Origin of the sequence: Mesorhizobium sp. C395A (genome assembly GCF_030323205.1) — a bacterium.
Classification (GTDB): domain Bacteria; phylum Pseudomonadota; class Alphaproteobacteria; order Rhizobiales; family Rhizobiaceae; genus Mesorhizobium.
This window is the reverse complement of sequence record NZ_CP100473.1, coordinates 6,031,655-6,047,387: the sequence shown is the minus strand read 5'-3', so window position 1 is coordinate 6,047,387 and position 15,733 is coordinate 6,031,655. Positions and strand designations below refer to the sequence as shown.

The window sequence follows — 15,733 nt, the reverse complement described above, 5'->3', positions numbered from 1 at the left end:
AAGCTCAATTACAAAGGGTGAGCCGCCCCATATATGTCGGATACCCGACATTGTTCACATAAAAGGCTCGATGCTTACACGCTCTTTGCTGCCTGCTCTTTGCTGTCTTCTCTTTTCTCTTTGCTCTTTGCTCTTCCGTCTTGACTAGCAGGAGCCTGCGGCTTATTCATTGCCGCGTTAGCACTCGCTTCGGCTGAGTGCTAGGCATGCTCCGGCAACGGAGCACCGTTCAACATCCGCACCAAGGAAATCCAAAAATGGCAAAGTCGAATTTCCGGCCGCTGCATGACCGCGTGGTCGTACGCCGGGTCGAATCCGAATCCAAGACCGCCGGCGGGATCATCATCCCGGATACGGCGAAGGAAAAGCCGCAGGAAGGCGAGATCATCGCCGTCGGCTCCGGCGCTCGCGACGAAGCCGGCAAGCTGGTCCCGCTGGACGTCAAGGCCGGCGACCGCATCCTGTTCGGCAAGTGGTCGGGCACCGAAGTCAAGCTCAATGGCGAAGACCTTCTGATCATGAAGGAATCCGACATTATGGGCATCATCGGCTGATTATCGGCCTCACCGTCAACTGAATTTCGGGCTTGATCGCAAGCCCCTGCCAGGAGCTAAAAAATGGCTGCCAAAGACGTAAAATTCTCCCGCGACGCGCGCGAGCGCATGCTTCACGGCATCAACATCCTCGCCGACGCGGTGAAGGTGACCCTCGGTCCCAAGGGCCGCAACGTCGTCATCGACAAGTCGTTCGGCGCACCGCGCATCACCAAGGACGGCGTCACCGTCGCCAAGGAAATCGAACTTTCCGACAAGTTCGAAAACATGGGCGCGCAGATGATCCGCGAAGTTGCTTCGAAGACCAACGACATCGCCGGTGATGGCACCACGACCGCGACCGTTCTGGCGCAGTCGATCGTCCAGGAAGGTAACAAGGCGGTTGCCGCCGGCATGAACCCGATGGACCTGAAGCGCGGCATCGACCTGGCCGTGACCGAAGTGGTCGCGGCTCTCGGCAACGCTGCCAAGAAGATCAAGACCTCCGAGGAAGTTGCCCAGGTCGGCACGATCGCCGGCAATGGCGACGAGTCGGTCGGCAAGATGATCGCCGAAGCGATGCAGAAGGTCGGCAATGAAGGCGTCATCACGGTTGAAGAAGCCAAGACCGCCGAGACCGAGCTGGAAGTCGTCGAAGGCATGCAGTTCGACCGCGGCTATCTCTCGCCCTACTTCGTCACCAACGCCGACAAGATGGTTGCCGAGCTCGAGGACGTCTACATCCTCCTGCACGAGAAGAAGCTGTCCAACCTCCAGGCCATGCTGCCGGTTCTCGAAGCCGTCGTGCAGACCTCTAAGCCGCTGCTCATCATCTCGGAAGACGTCGAAGGCGAGGCTCTGGCCACGCTGGTCGTCAACAAGCTGCGCGGTGGCCTGAAGATCGCCGCCGTCAAGGCGCCGGGCTTCGGTGATCGCCGCAAGGCCATGCTGGAAGACATCGCCATCCTCACCGGTGGCCAGGTCATTTCGGAAGACCTCGGCATCAAGCTCGAGAATGTCGGCCTCAACATGCTCGGCCGCGCCAAGAAGGTGTCGATCTCCAAGGAGAACACCACCATCGTCGACGGCGCCGGCAAGAAGGACGAGATCCAGGGCCGCGTTGCCCAGATCAAGCAGCAGATCGAAGAGACCACGTCGGACTACGACAAGGAGAAGCTGCAGGAACGTCTGGCGAAGCTCGCGGGCGGCGTCGCGGTGATCCGCGTCGGCGGCGCGACGGAAGTCGAAGTCAAGGAAAAGAAGGACCGCGTCGATGACGCCCTCAACGCGACCCGCGCGGCCGTGGAAGAAGGCATCGTTGCAGGCGGCGGCGTCGCACTGCTGCGCGCTTCGGCCAACATCAAGGTCACCGGCGTCAATGCCGACCAGGCTGCCGGCATCAACATCGTTCGTCGTGCACTGCAGGCTCCGGCCCGTCAGATCGCTTCGAACGCAGGTGCTGAAGCTTCGATCGTTGCCGGCAAGATCCTCGACAACAAGGGCGCGACCTACGGCTACAACGCCCAGACCGGCGAGTATGGCGACATGATCGCCATGGGCATCGTCGACCCGGTCAAGGTCGTTCGCACCGCTCTCCAGGACGCGGCTTCGGTCGCCGGCCTGCTCGTCACCACCGAAGCCATGATCGCGGAGGCTCCGAAGAAGGAGTCAGCTGGCGGCGGCATACCTGGCGGCATGGGCGGCGGCGGCATGGGCGGCATGGGCGGGATGGGCGGTATGGATTTTTAATCCAGCCCCTATCAACTTACAGCGGACAGGGCGGCAGCAATGCCGCCCTTTCCTTGTGTGCCGAACATGATCGAAACCTTGGAGTGCGTCCCGAGGATCTCGTTCGAGCCTCACCGCATGGTCGAGAATTAGGATCTTGTCCGATCGAGCAATTCGCGGGCTCAACCTGGTCAAACCGGCGCCCCCTACGAACTGCCCGATCCTTGAGGATTCCGCTGCGCGACAATCACGATGATTCATTCAGTTGGTAGCTATAGGCGGTGAATCATGAGGGGCATTGAGGAGCGTGGCAAGGCGCCCATCTCGCCATTTAACTCCATCGAGCGTGATATCAGGGACAATTCTCTCATCGGAACCGGCGGCTGGCGTTGAAGGACCCGGTGAATCATCCTGATCTATAGTGGAGCAGACGCGCGCTGAGCCTCAAGAGCGTTTCCTCCTCTGAGTATCCTTGATCTGCCGCTGGACATTCTCGTTGATATTGCTGAGCGGCTCAGCCCGATGGATCTGCTGAGGATTTCGCACACAAATCAAGAGCTGCGTGTCGCCGCGATGATAGTCGCAACGCCTCAGCGTCTCATCCTCCTCGCCGAAGGGCTTGAGCCCAGGTCTCAGACCATTGCCCTGGAGGGCCTCGGAGCAGGCGTGGGTGGCGGACATAGCAGCCTGTCCCGTACCTATGAATACGTTTGGCTGAAGCAGACCGATGGCTGCGCGTCGAAGCCGAAGCCGTCGAGTTCGCGGACAAACGGGAACTGCGCGATCTTGCTCGACATGAGCGTGTCGAGCTGGTCGCGGATCGCCGTCAACTTCAGCCGATCCAGGATTGCGATCAGCAGGTCATGATCTAGGGTCGTCATCACCAGCTCCCTCCGGCCGCCGCTTCGTACTCGGCGAGTGGCCGCAGCAAGGTGGCCGGGGGTGATCTTGATCCGCTCGGCGCGCACCGGCCCTTCGAAGCCGGCAACGCCGACAAAAGGCTCTGTCGCAAACCTGGAAATGGGGTTGTGAACGGCCATTTCGGCCTGTCCGTCAGGCAGCGAGGAGATCGAAACAGCGATCGACAGCCTTGTAGGCATACCTCGCCTGTCGCTTGCCCATCATGTGGATCATCTCGATGCCGGAGAGGATAACCACGCGGTTCGCATGCGACTTGAAGCCGATAGCCTGGTCGAAATGGCGGCCCTTGAACATCACGTGCTCCTCCACAGCTGAGGCGTTTTTCTTGCCATGCTCGCTTACAAAAATGTTTGCGACAGAGCCGTTCGAACCGCATGCCGACACCATCGTCAAGGGCGGCCGCGATGTCCATTATGGCCACAAGATCACCCTGACGACGGGCAGGCAGTCTGTTCTTTCAATTTAGACCAACTATGCGGATGCCGCCTCAGTCAATTCAAGAATGTAACCAATGCCGCGCATGGTCGTGATACGTGGCGTTGCACCTGACCTTCTCAGGTGTCCACGTAAGCGATAGATTCCGACTTCAAGCGCGTTGGCAGATACCTCGTCGTTGAACGAATAGAGGTGATCTTCCAACTGCGCACGAGGCACGATGCGGCCTGCACGGATAAGCAGATGCTCCAAAATGCATAGTTCGCGGCGTGCGATCTTCAGAGGATGACCCGAGACGGAAACCTGTCGGCCGATCGGATCGAAATTGAGATTGCCAAATACAACGATGGGGTCGGTCACCTGTGTCGACCGGCGCAGAATGGCTCTCATTCTGGCGATGAGCTCATCGAAAGAGACGGGCTTGAGCAGAAAGTCGTCCGCGCCACCGTTGAAAATTGCAATCCGCTTCTCGAGATCGTTGATGCTACTCATAATGAGGGTTGGAACTGAATGCCCGTTGCTCCTTAGCTGTCTCAGCCAGCCCAAGCCATCGCCATCTGGCAGAGCCAACTCCAGCAGGAGAATTTCATAGGTTGCGCAACAAAATGCCCTCGATGCCTGTTCCAGGTTGCCAACTACATCAACGGCAAAACCGCTATCCCCGAGCGCAACTCGCACAGCGCGCGTAAGATCCACATGATGATCAATGAGCAGCGTTCGCATTTCACGTCCTATCAAGGTCGGACAGGTCACCGTCCGCTGTAAGACCGGGGCGACAGCGGAAGTCGCGCAACTCTTCGTAGTGTTCGTAACGCTCTTTCCGATGGGTGATCGCGGGAGCATGCAAGCCGCACGCCTGCAATAGTCGGGGATGGAACACGTGAAGACCTGTTGACGGGCTGAAACCGTCGGTCGGCGGGCCCACAATGCCACCGACTCTGCCTGCGATTTCTCTGCGCATCGATCCTCCTATGGGTTGCGTCGCAACATCCAGCTGAGGTCGCAAGGGCAGGTTGCGGCTTTGTTCATTGAGAGGACCCCCTGGAGGCAATACCAGGAGGATTCCCTATATGGCACTTCCCGATTTACCACCGGTCATTCCGAACCACGTTCGGCGGCTTTGAAGACACTCATTGAGCGCGGCTAGGTAAATCAAGGGTACGACTGCCGGGTGTCGATGCCGCTTTTGAAGCAGGCATCGGCACCAGCTCGGTGAGCGTCGCCCGCGCAATTCAGCGGACGCGCTCGATACACCCAGTCGAATCGTGCCGCAACTTGCCGCGCCGACAGGGCGCCCGAAGACTTCAGACTTGTGACCGAAGGTCTACGCCCAGTCCTCCTCCCATTATCCACCTCCCTCAAATCAAAGTGGACGTTCAATCTGAACAAATTACGCCATCGTATCACAAACGACCTACCGATCCCCGACGTGCTCTAGCCTTAGTGCTTGTTAAGAAGGTCGGCTACTGTCTCTCCGCGTCGCCGGGCATCGGCGGCGAGCCACACCTCCCCCACCTCATACACGTCGCCGTGGGTACTGAACGGCACAATGACGTCAATGGCAGCCGACAGCAGGTCAAGAAGCGTGTGGTCTTCCACAGCAGCTCCTTGCGGGCTGCTCTTGACGAGTGAAAAGAGCTTTTTAAAGCCTTGGACCGGATCCGCCCCATGAATCGTTGATATTGATCCCGCATGGCCGGAGACGACTTCGCTAAGGTAGGCCCAAGCAGCATCATCGCGCATCTCGCCAAGCAATATTCGGTCAGGGCGCATGCGCAAGCTGGCTTGCAACAGTTGCTCGGCTGTCACCGCACCTACGCTTGCTCGGTCCTTCGGATAAAGTAACCGGACATGGTTCTCGTGCGGGATTGCAAGTTCGAGCGTGTCCTCGATACTTATCAGCCTCTCTTGCGGGGGTATAGCGTTGATCAAAGTCTTGCTCATTGTCGTTTTGCCGCTTCCAGTAGGTCCGCAAAGCAGCATCGTGAGCCGCCCGCAAACGCATGCTCGCAAAAATTGCTCCAAGTCACCATGGTCGTAGTGCTGAAGAATCGTTTCGTCCTGCCGCTCTTGGCGCTCCTTTCGTGACCGCCATTGATTCCAACGCGAGTATTCGTAGCGAGAAGAAACTTCCTTGAGTTCGGTCACACGACTTGAGGGACGCCGTATCGTCAGGCTTATTGTTCCTGAGGGAACAGCGGGCGGCAAACAGATCTGCAGCCGCTCTCCGTTCGGCAGCTCAGTCGCACAGAGGGGGCTTTGCGGTCCGACATCTTGCTTGCGCAGCGCTCCAGCGAGGATCGCGATGTCCTCCAGATCGTCATAAGATAGCGGCAGCGGATGTTTCGTGAAAACGCCGGCCTGTCGGACAAAGGCTTCCCCAGGCCGGTTGATAGCGACCTCTTCGGTCCTTGGCTCCTCAAGCCATTTCAAAACAGGGTTGAGAAGCAAACGCAATTGAGGGTCAGCCTCCGGTCGCATTGTTGTCTCTCCGGCGTTGGCGATGTTGGGGGGCTGGCGCCACGGCGATCGGTCTAAGATCGTATACATCTGAGAAATCGAGGTCCCGAGCCACAAAGATGGATACAGCATCTCCCTGGTTTTTCTTCAGAGTTGGCGGAACGTTGATCGTTGCTCTAAGGGTCGTGTCAACGGCTTGTCCGGCGTTGCTCTGGAAGCTGTTGATGCCGCTTCCTCCACCTGAGCTGCCAGCGTATTGACCGGCGGCCTGAAACGCGCCTTGAATGACGCTCATGAGCATTGCTCCGCCAAAGCGCTGCCAGAAGTGATTATCCACGGTGCCAGGCATTCCGGAGCGGCCGAGCTCGTCAGCGCCCGGCGACGCTAGCGAAACGAGGGCATGGTCAGGCGTTTCGATGCGCGTCCACAGCACGAAGACACGCGCATCCCCCTGTTGGAGACCACGCTGGATCTCGCCAATCACGGTCGTCCCGCGATCCAAAAGCACCACGTTGTTGGTGGCGCCGCGGACGTCTTTAGGTAAGACGCACTTCACATAACCCGGTAAATTTGTGTCGACTGCCGTTTGCAAAATGCAGGGAATTATCGTTCCTTGGGTAATCACGAGATCAGGGTGCGGCAAAAGTGTGGCCCGGCTTGGCTCCTGTATATCTGGTTTCAATCGCCCCGTCAGATCGCCAGCGTCTGAAATCTCATGCGAGGTCGCGGGAGCATCCCTATGGTTGTCTTCGCTCCGCTGACCGTCGTTGGGCATTTGACCGCTGCCACTGTAGGCGAAAATTGGTGTTTCCTCCGGCGGCGGATCAGCTGGCGTCGGAGGCGGCGTGGATGGCGCAGAATCTCCTGCCTGCGCCGCCTGTACGGGTGCTGGAGCTTCGGGAGCAATCTCAATCGGCACGGGGCGGAATGGCTCGGCGTCGGCGACAATTGGAGGTTTTGGCTGAGTTGGCTCGTCTTGTGTGCTGGGACGACCGCCGAGCCAGATGAGCGATAGAGATGAGATGAGAACAAGAGCAGCGACGGCCAACTTCTGCAATCCCGAAACATGCCGGCGGGCCGGCTCCGAGACCATCGATCCTGAGGCATGGACATCATGTCCCGACTGTGGGCCGGTTTCATTCATCGGCCGGGCCTTTCAAAACGCGCCACACGTCGGGTGTCACTGTACCGGTCCCTGGCGCTCGTCCCACAGGGTCATAAGCCCTGTTGAAAATGGACAAGACCGTATTGCCATCTCTCAGACGCCATTCCCGGGCGACTGCGGATACTTCAACATAGTCTCCTTTGACCGTGTAATTGGCAGCGGCTTCCTTGCCGTCGGGATTGATAATGTAGAGGGAGGGTATGCGGGAATTGCTTGCGAAGCCAAATACGGTGGTAAAGCCATTATCGAAAACTTCCAGCGGCGCCAGCGATCGATCGCCCTTTGCGACGTAGTGAAAATTGCTTTCGTCCGGACTGGTAGTTGCGGCGGGCCGATTCAACAAATCCTGAACTCTCTCGTCGCGCAGCACTTTCGCCCGGGCCTGACCAAGAATCGAGCGCCTTTCTGCGTCCTTTCTCTGAGCAGCAGCCTCATCAGCAGGATAGGTGAACTGCACACTGTAGTATAGGTCAGGTTGCTGCTCATCGAGTTTTGGCATCGCTCTCGTTGAAATACTGAAGACGTATCTCCGTGTACCCGACTCACTCTCGGCCAGCACGACGACCGGCTGCGGCGGGAGCATCCGGCTAGCCTTAAAAAGAGATAGTTGGCGCGCGGGAGCGCAGCCAGGTCTTTGCTATTGGAAACGGCCACGGCTGCGACTGTCTCGTTGGCCGCGAATGTGACAACCAGCGTTGCCCCCACTGCGGTAGACAGGCGCACCACTTCGTCAGGACGGTAAGCCAGGTAGCGCATGCGCGCATCATGCTTGCCGGCAAGTGGTGTGTCTTCCGCTGACGCTTCCATCGTTAAGAAGAGTGAACAGACCAGCGCGAGAAACGCTCTTTTTGTCATGGCTGCACATAGCCCAGGTTCGATACGCTATCTTCCGAGCTTTGATAGGAAGTGACGAGTAGACCTCCCGGATTGGTGAGCCTCGATTGCCCAGGCAGACCCGTCAAGCGCTCGTAGCGGATGGTAGCTGTCCAGGTGGTCACTATCGGCATCTGCCCATCGACAACAAGCGAACGTTTATAACGGATCTGTTGAACGTCCGGACTGATGTCGTTTGAAGAAATATGCCCGACCTCGAGCTTGCCGCGTTTGCCGACCGTGACTTGCGGCGAGGTGGGATTCGGATAGTTGAAGAAATCTTGATATTGCTGTCGCACAGCCGGCGCGCTGAAACTGGATACGAGGTCATAGGCGTATTGGGCTGTATCTGCTGTGTACCCCTCGCGCAGGCGTACATATTCCCACAGCGAAGCATTTATGACGGCTCGGTCTTGGGTTGCCGGCAGTCGAGAGACTGACACTTCGCTGTCGACGGTCCCATCCGGCCGGACCCAGAGGAACACAGGTACGAGCTTGGCCAACGGGACCATGGCAGCAATGGTAAATGCCTGGGCAACATTTCCTAGGACCGCCGCTGCGGCAAAGGCTATCAGGGCCTTTGACAGGCGCCGCGCAGACTTCGCTCGTGAAGTTTGAAACGCTTCCACCTTCTTATAGTGGGCGGCTAGCGTTTCTCTCTCCACCAGAAGGGCATGTTCAGGAACTTTCACTTTGGCTCTTCCGCGCATTCGACCTGAAGATCCTCAGGGGTGGTTTCCCATTGTCCCACGTTCAGTTGGAATGGGGCACCCGCGCATGTCGCAAGCCCATGGCTCGTCTTGCAGGCGGCCAAAGCGAGGATTGACAGAAGTAGGCAATATTTCATGTTTTTGGCACCGAGCTTGTCGATTGATTAAGCACCCGCCGTTTTGGCAAAGTGGCGATTGAGGCTGTTAAGAGGTCGGTTCGCACCTCCCCAAGAGCCGCCGGCGATGCTGCTGGCGATCGTCGGAAGCGCGACGATCAGAGCGTCACCAGCTAGGAAAAGCATGTCGAGCTCGTAAAGCCCGATGATCTTGGCTGCTGTCGTGCCCGAGAATTTGATCATCAAAAGCATGGCTGCCAGCGAGACTGCTTCGGCAGCGATTACTATCGTTGCAACGATGTTGAGGAGGAGAAGCAGCAGCCCGTACGAGAGCAGTTGGCCGATCCATCTGGTGGCTATGTCTCGAGTGTGATCAAAAAGGTAGCCTACAAGGACCAGGGGGCCGATCGTCAAGAGCACCTTCGTCAGAATTCCAACGGCATCGTAGATCTCGAACGCTGTCCACAGCGCGCCGTAGAAAATCCATTGCGCTCCCTCGAAAGCAAGTATGTCCTGGCCGTTCATAGGCCCAATTTCGGAAGCAATCAGCTGAAAGACATACTGGCTTGAAGCAAACATGAGATCGAGCTTCTGGGGGATTCCGATGAAGGGCAAGTCGCTGCCACTGATGTCGTGAGCCAACCTCGGAATCGTGTCGTCGAAGAGCGCTTCAATGTACTGCTGATAGTTGGCCTGCCCTAAGATAAGGGCGACGACAATCGACACCATGATTACGCGCGAGATACCCCCGCGCGCATCGACTTGACCACGCATGACCAGACAGCCTTGGATTATTATCCAGAGCGTGACACACGCAACCAGAGGCGCACTGACCGCCGCTTGGACGTTTTCAAGCACTTTGTGCAGCCCGGACGTGAAGGCCCCATGAAAGATCGTGTGTATAGTCGTGAATGGCGCGGGAATTTTGAAATTCATGGCGTGAGCCTGATGTGTCCCTGATCAGCGCAGCTGAGCCTGATGAACTCTGTGTGGTTTACGGGAGGATGCTAAACATATTAGCGGTGTCCTGATGTTCGCGACGCTGCGTGGCGGCCTCCTCCACGGCGTGAAGGCTCCCTTGTGCAGTGGCCATTGTCAGGAGGCTCGTGGCCTGGACATTTTGGATCATTGCATCGTGAATCTGCTTGAGGACCAGACCGTTGGTCACGGTGGCCTGCATAATATTTCCCGAGCGGGAAAGCTGACCAAGCGTGCCGGCGTTATCCTTAAGGCGCTTGTCCATCATGCCCAAAGTGTCGGCTGCAATAGCTGCGGCATTGGCGGCCCCGGCGATTTGTCCCTGTAACAGTTTCGCTTCTGAATCGGTGCCGTTGACTATCCGATTTGGGTCCTTCGCAATGTTACGGGCCATAATCGAAGCTGGCGCCCGAGCATCAAACATCTGCTCCTCCAGCTTATTGCTCGACGGGTAGTGATTTCCTTGGTTCAGTGAGCTTAGCAGTCCCGTGACAGCGAATGACGACGTTAGAATTGTCACCATTTCAATCGTGGTAGCGAGCGTCTCGATTGACCTCTCAAGGATCGCCGCATTGGAAAGCGCTGTTAAGGTCGCTTGTGTTTCTGTTACAGGGTCGCTGACGATAAATTGCGAACGGGCCTGTCCGTGAAGCAGAAGGGAAGCAGCAAGGGTCGTTACTGCAAGTTTGGCAAATTTCATGAATATTCCTCCGTCAGTCTTGAACTTCGTGGTACCGGGCCATGAACTTGTCGAGCCACCCACTTGGGGCGTCTCCGTGCTGGTTACGAAGCTGGTCGGCAAAGCGCACTGTGTTGGCCCGCCCCGAGAGTACGGCTACGTACTCGCGCATCTGCCCAAGATCGAATTCGCAAACAATACTCCCGCTATCGCGCTTGAGCAAAAACTTGCGGCTGCCGATTGCCATTCCCTGGCGGATTGCCTCGAACTCCTGCGCAGTGCACTTCAAGCCATCGACATACGCAGAGCGGTCCGCCGTCGGTGATGGGTAGAAAATTTTCGTCATACATTGCGCAACGAGACTAGCTCCGAGAGGCGATTCCAGAACGTGTTCAGGCTGCTGCGTTGCGAGTATCAACATGCCGTTGTTTTTGCGGACCGTGAGCAAGAACTTGTCGATAACGGCCGAGAATTGGGGGTTGAGTAGATAGAATCGAAATTCGTCGCAACTCATGACGAACCGACGACCATCGACGATAGCGCCCACTCGATGCAGAAGGTATGCGGCGGCCGGTGCACAGACCTCCTCATATTCCAGGAGCTGCGTCATGTCGAAGCCCGTAATGGAGGCATCCAGCCTTACTTCGTCCACGTCGCCGTCAAAGGCCCATCCAAGCGCCCCCCCTCTACACCACCGCTGCAGCCGTGCTCCTGCGCCCTCGGAGGGGCTGTGCAATAGGAACTCGCGCAGGCCCGCAAGTGAGCGCATAGGGGGTTCGAACGAAAGCTGACGAACAATGCCGCGTTCCAGCCGACGGCTTTCCTCCGGCGAGATCGGACCACGGCCGTCACTCTCGATCAGGGCCATCAACCACTCGCGCAGAAAATCCCGGGAGGCGGAGGTGTTGTCCAGTCCACGCAGAGGGGCCAAGCCGCTCGGAGCGCCTCTGCGCAACGCAAGATATGTCCCTCCCGTGGCTCGCACCAGCAGTTCACCACCCCGATCCTTGTCGAAGAAGACGATCGCACCATTGCGATCGACCAGGCTTTGCTCAAGCATCGCGAGGACAAAGGTCATCAGCGTCGTCTTGCCTTTGCCAACGGGCCCGAATATTGCCGTCATGCCGACGTCATTCTCATGGGGGATGTAGTCGAAAGAAGTTCCACCGTTTGTGCGAAAGCGCGCAACAGCATTGCCCCAGTGGCCGGAACTGGAACCGCTTGGGAAGTTCTCAAATGAGACGAGCCCGGCAAAATTGTGTGAGGTGATCGCCCCCGGGCGCGTGCGCCACCTGTTGTTCCCCGGAAGTTGGGACCAATATGCGGCCTCCATGCCGATGCCCTCTTGGACGATAACGGCGCCCGCGTCGGCCAGCCGTGCGCGGGCACTTGCTGCGCGATCTGCAAGGCTATTGAGGCTGTCGGCATAGACGCACAGGCTCAGATGATGCGAACCCATCACGAATTCGTTGCTTGCCAGTGCGTCCTCTGCCTCGGCAAGTTCATTGATCTGGGTGAGAGCCTTGTCGCCGGCACTCGTCATCTGGCTGGACTTAAGGCTTAGTTTGGCATGAGCTTGTGGGCGAGTGAGGAAGGAAAAGCTCTGGCTCAGGACAAGCGGGAAGTTGGCGGACAGCAAGGAATTTAGCATGCCCGGCCGCGTCGTCGCCGGATATTCACGGAACGAAAACAATGATCCGACGGAGCTATCCCCGGGCCTTCGAATCTCAAGCGCCCGCTTCCCGCAGATGACCTGGTCAGTGTAGATCGAGGCGCCAAGTGAGCCGGTAACCATCGGAACCGGAAGAAACCGGCAAGTCATCATGAGCCGAAGCGCCTCGCCGATTTCCGTGAAGAGCACGTTGCCTTTCTCACGAATGCCCAACCGGCGCAGACCGTAACCGCCGAGTGCGCCAGCAGTGATGTGCCAGAGGTCTTCCAGGCTCCGCATTTGGGTGGCTAGATCGTGCTCATTCCGTCTGCGGGACTTGGCAATCCGCAAGCCGATCTTGCCGATTGGGGTGCGGGGGGACACGATCAAAGTGAGGAAGTGATCGTTGCGAAAGAGCTTTCCCGACAGCACACGACGCTCGTAGGCCTCGCTCAGACTGCCAGCGAATGCACTTTGAAACTGGCGCGGCGCCGGCGCCGGCACATCGTTGTGTCTCACAAGATGAGCGTATATCGAGACATTGTCATCGGCGATGTTGCGCAAGAGAGTGTTGAACGCGCGGCAGCGCGAGTTGCGCATCTCAGCGTCTTCCAAATCAAAGGGCACACCGTTCACATGTGCCATGGCCATGATCGATCCGTCTTCCAGAAGGACAACCTGATCGCTTACGTGACCAACATACGGAAGGTAGATCTCGCCAGACCTCTCGGTCCGGCCGCTGGCGCCGAACATTACACCATTCCTCTTCCGCGTTTCGGCACTCTGATCGGATTGGCGCTGACGCTTGCGCCTCCCCAGACCGGCCCGTCCACGCTTCTGCCGGCCGTCTGCAAATAGAGCAGCACGACGCTTGCCGCGTTATAGTCACGCTCAACAACCAGCCGTGCTCCGAACCAGAGTGGCGCGAGAACGATTTCGTAGAGCGGGTTCTGAAGAATAATGATAACAAGCCCAGCCAACATCATGAGCAATCCGGCCAGCGTCAGCGGCACCCCCAGAAACAGTGCGGGGCGCGTCGCCGCCACATAGAGGGTGCTCACTTCCAACCGGTCGCTCATCAGCCGCCGCCTATGAGCGCCTTGCCCAGGAAGCTGGCCCCGAACATGATGACGATCCCTCCAACGACACCCGCAACCAGGCCAAGTGAAGCACGACCGAACATCCAAGAGATACCGATGGCTACGAGCCCGAGCACGGCCAGTGATTGTCCAAAGGGGCCAAGTATGAACGTGCAGATATTCTGGACCATCTTGGCAGGATCCGTCCCTCCGGTCACCTGAGCCGCGGCTGGCCCGCTGTAGAAGACCGTCCACGCCGCGCCTGCAGCAGCGGCCGGTACATATTCAGCCGCCATGCGCAGCATGGAAAAAGGCGAAGGAACACGCGTTTTAAGCGCACGAAGTATCTTGAGTGGCGTCATCATTGCATCTCCATGTTTCAATCGAATACGAGTTTGTTCGGGTTCGCGGGTTCTCGTGCTTTCGCAGCCTGGCTGCCTGTCGGACCGGAGGGATCGGCCCCGGAGCGGTCTGGCTGATACGAGCCCCAAATGTCCCAAGAATCTTGGTTGGGCTGCTTCTTTCTATTGGCCTGTTGGCTCTGCTGGAGCAGAGGCGGCACGGCTTTCCGACCGGGTGCCTCAAGGTGCGGCACATCTCGAGCAGTCGGCTCCAGCGTTCGCTCAAGGAGACTTGAGATGTCCTTTGCGGCCGACTCGACCTTGCGTACATAACCGTTGGCGAAGCCACGCGTGACGTCGCCCGTGTTATAGGCCGAGATGGCACGGCGAAGCGCCAGTTGCTGTGCCACAGCAGTGGTGCCGCCGGCATACCGGCTTTCAAGCAAGTGGGCGGCAGCCGAAAGCGAGGCGCAGGGCTCGAAAGCCCTTTCCGGCGTAAGATTGAGCATGGCAAAGTTCTTGCTGTTTATCTGCATCAATCCAACATCGACAGAATGTTGTGCTTCGAGGCGTTCCTTGATGCCCCGCGTGGCTTCCAGGTGGTCTATCCAGCGAAGCTGCTCACCTGTGGTGTTGTCATGAGCCACCAGCGTGTCAAAGCCACTTTCAATCTTGGCAATCGCGGCGAGGGTGGACGGCGCAACCCAGGGAGCGCATTTGCGCGACAGGCTGCGGAACTCACGCGGGGAAAGTGGCGCGGGCTCGGCTGGGAGTGACATGGATGTCAACAGGACGACGGCCAGCGGCCAAGCTGCAATAAACATTCCCTATCACCTACCTTTCCAAGCCGCCGGACGGGTTCTGGCCCTGTCCGGCACGCGCTTATCGGGGAGGTTTGTTACTGTGTGATGTTCAAGTTCAGCTTTTCGGTTTCAATTGAAGCAAAGACCGTGTTCGTATCAGCGTGGGTAAGCATCTTGCGCATGCGTGGGTGGCGCGGGCCCGATCAGCCAGCGACATCCGGAGCATCTTGGTACAATGACTCCTGTACAGGATTGCTCGTCCCGGCCGTCCGTTGCTCCTGGAGTGTGGGCCACGACTTTGGCGTCATGGATGGTACTTCTGTCAGCGCCAAGCCAAGGACAAAATGGGGAGCTTGGCGGGCTTGTTCAGGCTCGGGATCACCGTGGGGAATCGACTAAGGCGATAAAGCGGCCCAACTTTGCCGGTATGCTGCCGGTCCTTAAAGAGCAGCCATGCGCGGCCCTGCACACTCAGATCATTGCTTGAGACGCGAGCTCGTCCGCGAAGCTGGCTCGAAGGCGCAAATCCGCGGCGGCGAGGGTCAACTGGGAAGACGTGGCGGCGCAGCCCATCCTGGTGCGAACCTCGTTCAGCTGTTCGGCCGCCGCCGCCAAAGGGTGGATCATGCACAGTTCAATCGGCAGATAACCGCACGTCATTGACGGAGTCCGACGGCGCAATGGACAAGCATAGTGACACGCTCAAGATGGAGGAGTTGCAGTAACTGAGAAATGTTAGCCCGGACGTTCACCGCAACCGGCGACCTGCCGGTCGCCGAACAGCATTTGAGGCCGCCGGCCACCTTGGACGAAGCCGGCTTGGCAGGAGACACACTATTTTGCACAAGGCCGCTGCAGCGAATCACGGTCTTCTTCCGCCGACCGCCTCTCCGATCAAGCCAAACGCCGCGCTGCTCAACCATGTCCGAGCTGGATCCACGAGCCGGAGGATATCGAGATGATCCAGGTCCGCAAACTCCAGGATGACCAGGATGCAAGGGCATAGCAGGAAACTTGGCATCCATGAGGTCGAACTTGAGTGATATTGGCAGGCCTGCACCAACGGGGGAGCTCGAAGCGAAAAAGCGAAGGACCACACGGCAGGGTCATGTCGGCGCTTGGACCTGTCTGGTGGCCACGGGCTGCCTTGGTGCGGTCAATTCGCTGGGGATGAAAAGAACAGGACGAGCACGGCCTCACATTGGCCGCACGCAACGGCGAGTGGTATCAAGGAGCAGCTGTTCTGGGTCGGTGCCCCAGG

General features: G+C 58.2%; 16 protein-coding genes and 2 pseudogenes. 2 read left to right on the top strand and 16 right to left on the bottom strand.

The window, feature by feature from the left end; translation table 11 throughout:
* The first annotated feature begins 257 nt into the window (after positions 1-257).
* Together groES and groL are read left to right on the top strand one after the other, a co-directional pair.
* Positions 258-554 (top strand): co-chaperone GroES, encoded by a 297-nt coding sequence (gene groES, locus NLY37_RS29250; protein ID WP_019863563.1) that lies wholly within the window; start codon positions 258-260, stop codon positions 552-554.
* Positions 555-617: 63 nt separating this feature from the next.
* Positions 618-2,282 (top strand): chaperonin GroEL, encoded by a 1,665-nt coding sequence (gene groL / locus NLY37_RS29245; protein WP_286441050.1) that lies wholly within the window; start codon positions 618-620, stop codon positions 2,280-2,282.
* 423 nt (positions 2,283-2,705) lie between these two features.
* Here the strand turns inward: groL and NLY37_RS30995 are convergent, their stop codons facing one another.
* The 16 genes and pseudogenes from NLY37_RS30995 to NLY37_RS29165 form a co-directional block, all read right to left on the bottom strand.
* Complete coding sequence (locus NLY37_RS30995) at positions 2,706-2,942, bottom strand: hypothetical protein (protein ID WP_023743439.1); 237 nt, start codon at positions 2,940-2,942, stop codon at positions 2,706-2,708.
* A 41-nt stretch (positions 2,943-2,983) separates the two neighbouring features.
* A pseudogene (locus NLY37_RS29235) lies at positions 2,984-3,142 on the bottom strand (ATP-binding protein); the annotation flags it as partial.
* Positions 3,143-3,314: 172 nt separating this feature from the next.
* Complete coding sequence (locus tag NLY37_RS29230; protein ID WP_502882088.1) at positions 3,315-3,476, bottom strand: hypothetical protein; 162 nt, start codon at positions 3,474-3,476, stop codon at positions 3,315-3,317.
* Between the two features lie 177 nt (positions 3,477-3,653).
* Positions 3,654-4,340, bottom strand: coding sequence for a response regulator (locus NLY37_RS29225; RefSeq protein WP_023673698.1), 687 nt, complete (start codon positions 4,338-4,340; stop codon positions 3,654-3,656).
* A gap of 717 nt (positions 4,341-5,057) precedes the next feature.
* The gene (gene virB11 / locus NLY37_RS29220) at positions 5,058-6,098 is read right to left on the bottom strand and encodes a P-type DNA transfer ATPase VirB11 (protein ID WP_023673699.1); all 1,041 of its coding nucleotides are present in this window, start codon (positions 6,096-6,098) and stop codon (positions 5,058-5,060) included.
* Positions 6,082-7,221: a type IV secretion system protein VirB10 gene (virB10, locus tag NLY37_RS29215; protein WP_023708086.1), complete on the bottom strand. Its 1,140-nt coding sequence runs from the start codon at positions 7,219-7,221 to the stop codon at positions 6,082-6,084. The genes virB11 and virB10 overlap by 17 nt, the downstream gene beginning before the upstream one ends.
* Positions 7,214-8,097 (bottom strand): annotated as a pseudogene (locus NLY37_RS29210) (TrbG/VirB9 family P-type conjugative transfer protein). The gene virB10 and the pseudogene NLY37_RS29210 overlap by 8 nt, the downstream one beginning before the upstream one ends.
* Positions 8,094-8,807 carry a type IV secretion system protein VirB8 gene (locus tag NLY37_RS29205; protein WP_023685154.1) on the bottom strand — a complete coding sequence of 238 codons (714 nt, stop codon included), beginning with the start codon at positions 8,805-8,807 and terminating at the stop codon, positions 8,094-8,096. The pseudogene NLY37_RS29210 and the gene NLY37_RS29205 overlap by 4 nt, the downstream one beginning before the upstream one ends.
* Positions 8,804-8,962, bottom strand: a complete 159-nt coding sequence (locus NLY37_RS29200; protein WP_081731114.1) for a type IV secretion system lipoprotein VirB7 — start codon at positions 8,960-8,962, stop codon at positions 8,804-8,806. The genes NLY37_RS29205 and NLY37_RS29200 overlap by 4 nt, the downstream gene beginning before the upstream one ends.
* Positions 8,963-8,989: 27 nt before the next feature.
* Positions 8,990-9,877: a type IV secretion system protein gene (locus tag NLY37_RS29195; protein WP_023673703.1), complete on the bottom strand. Its 888-nt coding sequence runs from the start codon at positions 9,875-9,877 to the stop codon at positions 8,990-8,992.
* Positions 9,878-9,935: 58 nt separating this feature from the next.
* Positions 9,936-10,619, bottom strand: coding sequence for a TrbJ/VirB5 family protein (locus NLY37_RS29190; RefSeq protein ID WP_023673704.1), 684 nt, complete (start codon positions 10,617-10,619; stop codon positions 9,936-9,938).
* A gap of 13 nt (positions 10,620-10,632) precedes the next feature.
* Positions 10,633-13,002: a type IV secretion/conjugal transfer ATPase VirB4 gene (gene virB4, locus NLY37_RS29185; protein WP_023743442.1), complete on the bottom strand. Its 2,370-nt coding sequence runs from the start codon at positions 13,000-13,002 to the stop codon at positions 10,633-10,635.
* Positions 13,002-13,328: a type IV secretion system protein VirB3 gene (locus NLY37_RS29180; protein ID WP_023679584.1), complete on the bottom strand. Its 327-nt coding sequence runs from the start codon at positions 13,326-13,328 to the stop codon at positions 13,002-13,004. Before NLY37_RS29180 ends, virB4 begins: the two co-directional genes overlap by 1 nt.
* Positions 13,328-13,633 (bottom strand): pilin major subunit VirB2, encoded by a 306-nt coding sequence (gene virB2, locus NLY37_RS29175; protein WP_023673707.1) that lies wholly within the window; start codon positions 13,631-13,633, stop codon positions 13,328-13,330. Before virB2 ends, NLY37_RS29180 begins: the two co-directional genes overlap by 1 nt.
* A gap of 74 nt (positions 13,634-13,707) precedes the next feature.
* Complete coding sequence (locus NLY37_RS29170) at positions 13,708-14,493, bottom strand: type IV secretion system lytic transglycosylase VirB1 (protein WP_023724798.1); 786 nt, start codon at positions 14,491-14,493, stop codon at positions 13,708-13,710.
* A 450-nt stretch (positions 14,494-14,943) separates the two neighbouring features.
* On the bottom strand, positions 14,944-15,132 hold the full coding sequence (locus tag NLY37_RS29165; protein WP_023743444.1) for a hypothetical protein: 189 nt from the start codon (positions 15,130-15,132) through the stop codon (positions 14,944-14,946).
* Between the last annotated feature and the right edge of the window lie 601 nt (positions 15,133-15,733).